This window comes from Nocardioides sp. (genome assembly GCF_035547795.1).
Taxonomy (GTDB): Bacteria; Actinomycetota; Actinomycetes; order Propionibacteriales; family Nocardioidaceae; genus Nocardioides.
The window spans coordinates 1-6,852 of sequence record NZ_DASZUF010000222.1 but is presented as its reverse complement, the minus strand read 5'-3'; the positions used below and the strand labels follow the sequence as shown (position 1 = coordinate 6,852).

Annotated in this window: 7 protein-coding genes; 3 read left to right on the top strand and 4 right to left on the bottom strand. The window is 72.5% G+C overall.

The genetic code is table 11. From position 1 onward, the window contains the following. Positions 1-652 (top strand): MMPL family transporter (locus VHA72_RS16375; RefSeq protein ID WP_325577136.1); only part of this gene is annotated, 652 nt, incomplete at its 5' end. Between the two features lie 6 nt (positions 653-658). Here VHA72_RS16375 and VHA72_RS16370 read toward each other — a convergent pair. From VHA72_RS16370 to VHA72_RS16355, 4 genes are read right to left on the bottom strand one after another with little or no spacing between them, the layout of a single operon-like run. Further along, a complete protein-coding gene (locus VHA72_RS16370) occupies positions 659-2,215 on the bottom strand; it encodes a sulfatase family protein (RefSeq protein WP_325577135.1) in 1,557 nt (518 codons plus the stop codon). A gap of 33 nt (positions 2,216-2,248) precedes the next feature. Then, the gene (locus VHA72_RS16365; protein WP_325577134.1) at positions 2,249-3,421 is read right to left on the bottom strand and encodes an ROK family protein; all 1,173 of its coding nucleotides are present in this window, start codon (positions 3,419-3,421) and stop codon (positions 2,249-2,251) included. Beyond that, the gene (xylA, locus tag VHA72_RS16360) at positions 3,414-4,583 is read right to left on the bottom strand and encodes a xylose isomerase (protein WP_414689809.1); all 1,170 of its coding nucleotides are present in this window, start codon (positions 4,581-4,583) and stop codon (positions 3,414-3,416) included. The genes VHA72_RS16365 and xylA overlap by 8 nt, the downstream gene beginning before the upstream one ends. A gap of 22 nt (positions 4,584-4,605) precedes the next feature. Continuing rightward, positions 4,606-6,000 carry an FGGY family carbohydrate kinase gene (locus VHA72_RS16355; protein ID WP_325577132.1) on the bottom strand — a complete coding sequence of 465 codons (1,395 nt, stop codon included), beginning with the start codon at positions 5,998-6,000 and terminating at the stop codon, positions 4,606-4,608. An 82-nt stretch (positions 6,001-6,082) separates the two neighbouring features. On the opposite strand from VHA72_RS16355, the gene VHA72_RS16350 reads away from it, so the two are divergent. Further along, the gene (locus tag VHA72_RS16350) at positions 6,083-6,532 is read left to right on the top strand and encodes a DUF5709 domain-containing protein (RefSeq protein WP_325577137.1); all 450 of its coding nucleotides are present in this window, start codon (positions 6,083-6,085) and stop codon (positions 6,530-6,532) included. Between the two features lie 51 nt (positions 6,533-6,583). Beyond that, positions 6,584-6,727 carry a GPGG-motif small membrane protein gene (locus VHA72_RS16345; protein ID WP_325577131.1) on the top strand — a complete coding sequence of 48 codons (144 nt, stop codon included), beginning with the start codon at positions 6,584-6,586 and terminating at the stop codon, positions 6,725-6,727. Positions 6,728-6,852 lie beyond the last annotated feature (125 nt).

The following is a 6,852-nucleotide window of genomic DNA, read 5'->3' as shown; positions in this document are numbered from 1 at the left end:
CCAGGTCGTGCACGCCATCCCCGGCACGCTGGTGGGTGGGTCGGCCGCGATCTACCTCGACACCGCCGATGCCGCCCACCGCGACAACCGGGTGATCATCCCGGTCGTCCTGGTCGTGGTGATGCTGATCCTGATGCTGCTCCTGCGCGCACTGGTCGCGCCGGTGCTGCTGATCCTGACGGTGATCCTGTCGTTCGGGGCGGCGCTGGGGATCTCCTCGGTGATCTTCACCTACCTCTACGGCTTCCACATGGCCGACTCGGGCTTCCCGCTGTTCGTCTTCGTGTTCCTGGTCGCGCTGGGCATCGACTACAACATCTTCCTGATGACCCGGGTGCGCGAGGAGACCCAGCGGGTGGGCACCCGGCACGGGTCGCTGATCGCGCTGTCGTCCACCGGCGGGGTGATCACTTCGGCGGGCCTGGTGCTGGCGGCCACCTTCGCCGTACTCGGCACGATCCCACTGGTCTTCCTCGCCGAGATCGGCACCGCCATCGCGCTGGGCGTCATGCTCGACACGATGATCGTGCGGGCGGTCCTGGTCACCGCGCTCAACCTCGACCTCGGCCACCGGATCTGGTGGCCCAGCCGACTGGACCGCACCGTGGCCGAGGACGCCGCGGAGCGGCCGGCGACGGTGGCCGACGCCTGACCGCGCTCAGCCCAGGGAGTAGAACTGCTTGGGGCAGGTCGACCCACGGCAGTCGCGGTAGCGCTCGGTCAGCGAACGCAGCTCCTGCAGCGCGCCCTGGGCCGAGGCGACATGGACCAGGTCGTGCACCTCGTACGGGTCCGTGGTGCGGTCGTAGAGCTCCTCGTGGCCGTGCCGCAGCCGGATGTAGGTCCACGGCCCGACCGTGACGCCGGCGTACAGCCGCCGGGTTCCGTTGGTGACCGGCCAGCCCTCGATCGGCACCACCCGCTGCTGGGGCGGAGCGGAGAGCCAGGGCCGCATGTCGACGCCGTCGAGCGTGCGCTGCGACCGTGCGCCGGCGATGCCCAGGATCGTGGCCGTCACGTCCGGGTTGGTGATGGGAGTGGAGACGGTCCGGCCACTCGGCACGCCCGGTCCGCGCCTCATCATCGGGATCCGCACGATCTCGTCGTAGTGCCACAGCTTGCCGTTGCGGTTGTGCTCTCCGGTGGCGTAGCCGTTGTCGGAGGCGAAGACGACCACCGTGCGGTCCAGCTGCCCGGTACGGCGCAGGGTGCGCAACTGGGCCGCGACGGCCCGGTCGACGCCCTGGTCGGCCTCCAGCCGCTGGTCGTAGGCCATGCGCAGCGCGGTGCGCTCGATCGGCGGCACGTGCGCCCGCGCCGGCGAGTTCTTCGGCAGCAGCCTGGTGTAGCGGTGCGGCTCGAACAGATCGGGCCGGCTGGGCAGCGGCACGCCCGCGAACCGGCCGCGGTCGCGCGGCGCCGGCACCGTCGTGGGGATCGCCCCGGCGGTGCCCCGGAACACCTGCCTCGGGTCACCCTCCTCGATCGGGCCGCCGAAGTGCGGCGCCACGTAGTTGACCCACGCGAACCACGGCCGGTGCTGGCGCGCCGGCGCGCCGATCATCTCGTCGGCCTGGTGGCTCAGGATGGTGGTGCTGTAGCCGTGCGTCCTCCGCAGGGTGCCGTCGACGTTCAGCGTCGGATCGAAGAAGTGGTACGTCGTCGGATCGATGGTGGCTCGCCAGTCCGTCCAGCCGGGCGGGACCTGGCGGGCAGTGCCGTTCTCGCCGTATCCGTTGATGAACTTGCCGGCGAACAGCGTGTCGTAGCCGGCGGCCTGCAGCGCGGTGGCGAGGGTGGGGCTCTCGTCGAAGGACTGGTAGCCGCCGCGCGGACCGGAGATGGTGACGGTGCCGTCGTTGTGGGCGTACTGCCCCGACAGCAGCGACGCCCGGGCCGGCGCGCAGATCGGCGTGGGCGCGATCGCGTCGCTGAACGTCACGCCCTGGTCGGCGATCAGCCGGCGCACGTGCGGCATGTACGGCAGGTCCAGCGTCGACAGGTCGTCGGCGGTGATCATCAAGACGTTGGACCGGGTGGGCAGCCCCGGCAACGCCGGCGTCGGGGTGGGCTCCCCCGACAGCACCGCCAGGGAGTCGGCCGGGTGTCGGGTAGCGCGGCCGGCCAGGTGGGACGCCGCGGCCGGGCGGGAGGCGAGTCCGGTGAGCGCGAGTGCGCCAACGGCCAGCGCGGCCAGGGTGGTGCGGGGGTTCAACGGCGGTCCTTCCTACGGACCGCCGAGCCTAGGTCACGCCAGCGGCACTTCGCCGAGGAATACCCCATCCAGCGCCAACTCGGCGGCGCCGGTCGCGGCGGCCTCGATGCCGAGCCCCGACAGCCGCAGCTCCGGGTAGCCCACCTCGGCCGGCAGTCGGGCCGCCAGGGCCTCGCGGGCCGGTGCCAGCAGCCGCTCCCCGAGCGGCACGAAGTAGCCGCCGAGGACGACCACGGCGGGGTTGAGCAGGTGCGCGATGGTGGCCAGCCCGCGGCCCAGGTCGCGGCCGACCGCGTCCAGCCCGGCTGCGACGGCCGGCTCGTCGGCGTGCCGGGCGACGGCCTCCGCCGAGCTCAGCGGCGTGTCCAGCTCCGGCAACCCGACCCGGGCGAGCATCGCCCGCAGGCCGATCGAGGCCTCCCAGCAGCCGCGCCGCCCGCAGCCGCAGGGTGCGGTCGAGTCGCCGATCGGCATGTGGCCGACCTCGCCGGCGAAGCCCGCGGCGCCGCGCAGTGGCCGGCCGTCGACCACCACGCCGGCGCCGATGCCGACGGTGCCGGTGAGGTAGACCGCGTGCTCGATGCCGACGGCCGCGCCGTGTCGGGACTCGGCGTACGCCGCGGCGTTGGCGTCGTTGGTGATGGTGACCGGGCAGCCCAGCTCGGCCGCAAGCGCCGCGACCAGGGCGGCGCCGTCCACGGCCAGGTTGGGCGCCCAGGCGACGGTGACGTCGTCGCCCCGCACCAGGCCCGGTACGGCGACCATCGCGCCGACCACCCGGGCCGCGGCGTACTCGCTCATCACGGAGCGGACCAGGGCGAGCAGATCGGCGGCGCCGTCGGAGGTGGAGCGGGGCCGGTGCTCGTGCCGGCGCACCTCGCCGGTCAGGTCGAGCAGGACCAGCGACAGGTAGTCCACGTTGAGCTCGAGTCCTAGCCCGACCAGGGCGTCGTCGCGCAGCGCCACCGGACGACCGGGCCGGCCGCGCCCGACCGGCTCGTCGAGGACGCCCTCGCTGACCACGCCGACCGCGTCGAGCCCGGAGACGATGACGCCGACGGTCGCCTTGGCCAGGCCGGTGCGCCGGGCCAGCTCGCTGCGGGTGGCGGGCCCGTCGAAGCGCAGGCTGCGCAGGACCAACGCGGTGTTGGTCCTGCGCAGCTGCTCCGTCCCGACCGGACCGGCCGGAGCGGTGGCCTCAGCCACGAACCCCGTACAGGTGCTCCAGGGCGAGCTGGTCGAGCTTCTCGACCGCCGCGCCGCGGGCCGCCAGCGCCTCGACGTCCGGCAGCTGCCACTCGAGCAGTTGCTGCCAGCCCTCACCGGCGTCGAGCGTCGGCTGAGCGAGCTCGGGCAGCTTGGCGGCCTCGAGCGCGGCCTGCACCTCCGGGTCGGCGCGGAACGCCTTCACCTTCTCGCGCAGGATGAGGTAGTTGCGCATGTTGGCCGCCGCGGTGACCCACACGCCGTCCTCGTCCTCGACGCGGGACGGCTTGTAGTCGAAGTGCACCGGGCCGTCGTAGCCACCGGCGAGCAGCGTGTCGACGATCCAGAACGCGCCACGGACGTTGCCGGCGCCGAAGCGCAGGTCCTGGTCGTACTTCGGGCCGTTCTGGCCGTTGAGGTCGATGTGGTAGAGCTTGCCGGCCCACAGCGCCTGGGCGTAGCCCGCCGCGGCGTTCATGCCGGCCATCTCCTCGTGGCCGATCTCCGGGTTCACGCCGACCAGCTCGGGCCGCTCGAGCTCGTTGATGAACGCCAGCGCGTGGCCGATCGTCGGCAGCAGGATGTCGCCACGCGGCTCGTTGGGCTTGGGCTCGATGGCGAACTTGATGTCGTAGCCCTTGTCCACGACGTACTGGCCCAGGAGGTCGAAGGCCTCCTTCATCCGGTCCAGCGCGGCTCGGGTGTCCTGCGAGGCACCGAACTCGGCGCCCTCGCGACCGCCCCAGGCGACGTAGATCTTGGCGCCGAGCTCAGCGGCCAGGTCGACGTTGCGCATCACCTTGCGGATCGCGAAGCGGCGGATCTCGCGGTCGTTGTTGGTGAACGCGCCGGCCTTGAACACCGGGTGGGTGAACAGGTTGGTGGTGGCGGTGGTGACGACCAGGCCGGTGTCGGCCAGGCCCTTCTTGAACCGCTCGATGATCTTGTCGCGGGTCGCGTCGTCGCTGCCGAACGGGATGACGTCGTCGTCGTGGAAGTTCACGCCGTAGGCGCCCAGCTCGGCGAGCTTCTCCAGCGCGTGGACGGTGTCCATCGGCGGCCGGGTCGCGGTGCCGAACGGGTCGACGCCCTGCCAGCCGACGGTCCACAGCCCGAAGGAGAACTTGTCCTCCGGTGTCGGCTTCGGGATCTCGATGCTCATTGTCATGACCTCTCTTCGTCTGTTACCACTTCTCGGTGCGGTCCCGCAGCAGGCCATAGGCCTCGCGTACGGCGACCGCCGCGTCCAACTGCTCCCGGCCGGCGGCCGGGAGCTCGGTCGTGCCGGGCAGCGGCCAGGTCGGCAGCTGTCCGGTGAGCGCCCAGGCGGCCTGACGGGCCGCGCCGAGGGCGACGTACTCCCCCGACGGGGGCAGGGCGACGGGGCGACCCAGGATCGCCGGCGCGAGCGCCTGGACGGCCGCGGAGCGGGTGGCGCCGCCCACCATGGCGATCCGCTCCGGCTGCCGGCCGGTGCCGCCGGCCAGCGCGTCCAGCGCGTCGGCCAGCGAGCACAGCAGTGCCTCGAACGCCGCCCGGGCGATGTCCTCACGGGTGGTCTCGTTGGTCAGGCCGGTCCAGGTGCCGCTGGCGTCGGGCCGGTTCGGGGTGCGTTCGCCGCCGTAGTAGGGCGAGATGGTGACGGCGCCGGGGCGGCCCCGCAGGGCCAGCTCGGCCAGGCCGTCGTGGTCGACGCCGAGCAGGCGCGCCTGCAGGTCGAGGATCCGGGCGGCGTTCATGGTCGTCACCATCGGCAGGTAGCCGTCCCGGGCGTCGGCGAAGCCGGTGATCGTGCCGCTGCCGTCGCGCACCGGCGTCGTGCTGACGGTGGAGGCCACCCCGCTGGTGCCCAGGGAGAGCAGCGCGTCGCCCGGCTCGAGACCGAGGCCGAGGGCGGCCGCCATGTTGTCGCCGGTGCCGGGGCCGATGACCAGGCCGGCGGCGGTGTGGGCCGCGACGCTGCCAGCCGGAGCGATCACCGGCAGCTCGGCGTCGTGACCCAGGGCCGTCTCGAGCAGGTCGTGGCGCCACTGGCCGCCCAGGTCGAGGTAGCCGGTGCCGGAGGCGTCGCCGCGGTCGGTGAACGGCGCCGTGCCGGGGGCGGCCGCGTGCAGGCTGACGTAGTCATGGGGTAGCAGCACGCGGCGTACCCGCCGCGCGTTCTCGGGCTCGTGGTCGCGCAGCCAGCGCAGCTTGGTGATGGTGAAGCTGGCCACCAGGACGCTGCCGATCGTCTCCGCGCAGGCCTGCGGGCCGCCGTGCTCGGCGATCAGCTGACGGGCGGCCTCGGCGGAGCGGGTGTCGTTCCACAGCAGCGCGTCGCGGACCGGCTCACCGTCCTCGTCGAGCGCGACCATGCCGTGCTGCTGGCCGCCGATCGCGATGGCCTCGGCCTTCGCGGCATCGGCGCCGAGCCCGGCGATGGCCTCGTCGTACGCCGAGAGCCAGGCCCGCGGGTCGACACTGGTGCCGTCGGGATGCTTGGCACTCGCCTGCGCGACGACGGTGCCGTCGGAGGCGTCCACTAGGAGCGCCTTGGTCGACTGGGTCGAGGAGTCCACACCGATGACGTAGGTCACAGCACTGATTAAGTACGAGACTCGTACATAAGTCAAGCCGGGGCATGATGGGTACCGACCGGTCGTGACGACGAAGGAGGTCATGGTGAGCGAAGAGCAGGAGTCGTACGGCGACTACAGCGTCGACGACGAGGACCAGCCCGGGGCCGAGGACACCCTGCCCGGCGACCCGGCGCGCGACCCGGACGACGAGCTCGATCCCGGCTACTCGCCGCCGGAGAGGTGGAGCGCCGCCGAAGGCTACGGCAACACGCCGTGGGAGGAGGCGCACGGCGAGTCGCTGGACCAGCGGGTGGCCCAGGAGGTGCCCGAGCCCGACCCGTACGCCGAGACCGACAACGATCTCGACGATCTCGACGAGGCGGACGAGGATCGGGAGGTCGGCGACGTCCGCGCCGGACGCCTGGTCGACCCCGACGAGGGCTATGGCGAGGACACCGAGAAGGACCTGGTCGGCGAGGACGTCGGCATCGACGGCGCCGGTGCGTCAGCAGAGGAGGCGGCGGTCCACATCGTGCCCGAGGAGGACTGACCGGGTGCCCGGAGGGGTACCTCGTGGCCCTCACCGAACGAGGAGGGAACGATGGCTTTTCTGCTCTGGATCCTGGCAGTGATCCTGGTCGTCGCCGGGATCGTCAGCATCTTCAGGGGAGCCCTGCTGTGGGGCATCGTGCTGATCATCGTGGGTCTGTTGGTCGGCCCCGGAGGCGTCAGCGTGTTCACCTGATCCGACACTCGACCCGGCAGTCGCCGAGCGCCACGGTCACCCGGTGACCGTGGCGCTCGGGCGTCGCGGGGGCGCTGGAACGCACAACAGCTGGGTTGGTCGGGCGACACGCTGGCGTGTCGCCC

Bases quoted from the DNA above. Each gene is read 5' to 3' on its own strand.
- xylA (WP_414689809.1), bottom strand. From the start codon at position 4,583: ATGAGCATCGAGATCCCGAAGCCGACACCGGAGGACAAGTTCTCCTTC.
- VHA72_RS16350 (WP_325577137.1), top strand. From the start codon at position 6,083: ATGGTGAGCGAAGAGCAGGAGTCGTACGGCGACTACAGCGTCGACGAC.
- VHA72_RS16345 (WP_325577131.1), top strand. From the start codon at position 6,584: ATGGCTTTTCTGCTCTGGATCCTGGCAGTGATCCTGGTCGTCGCCGGG.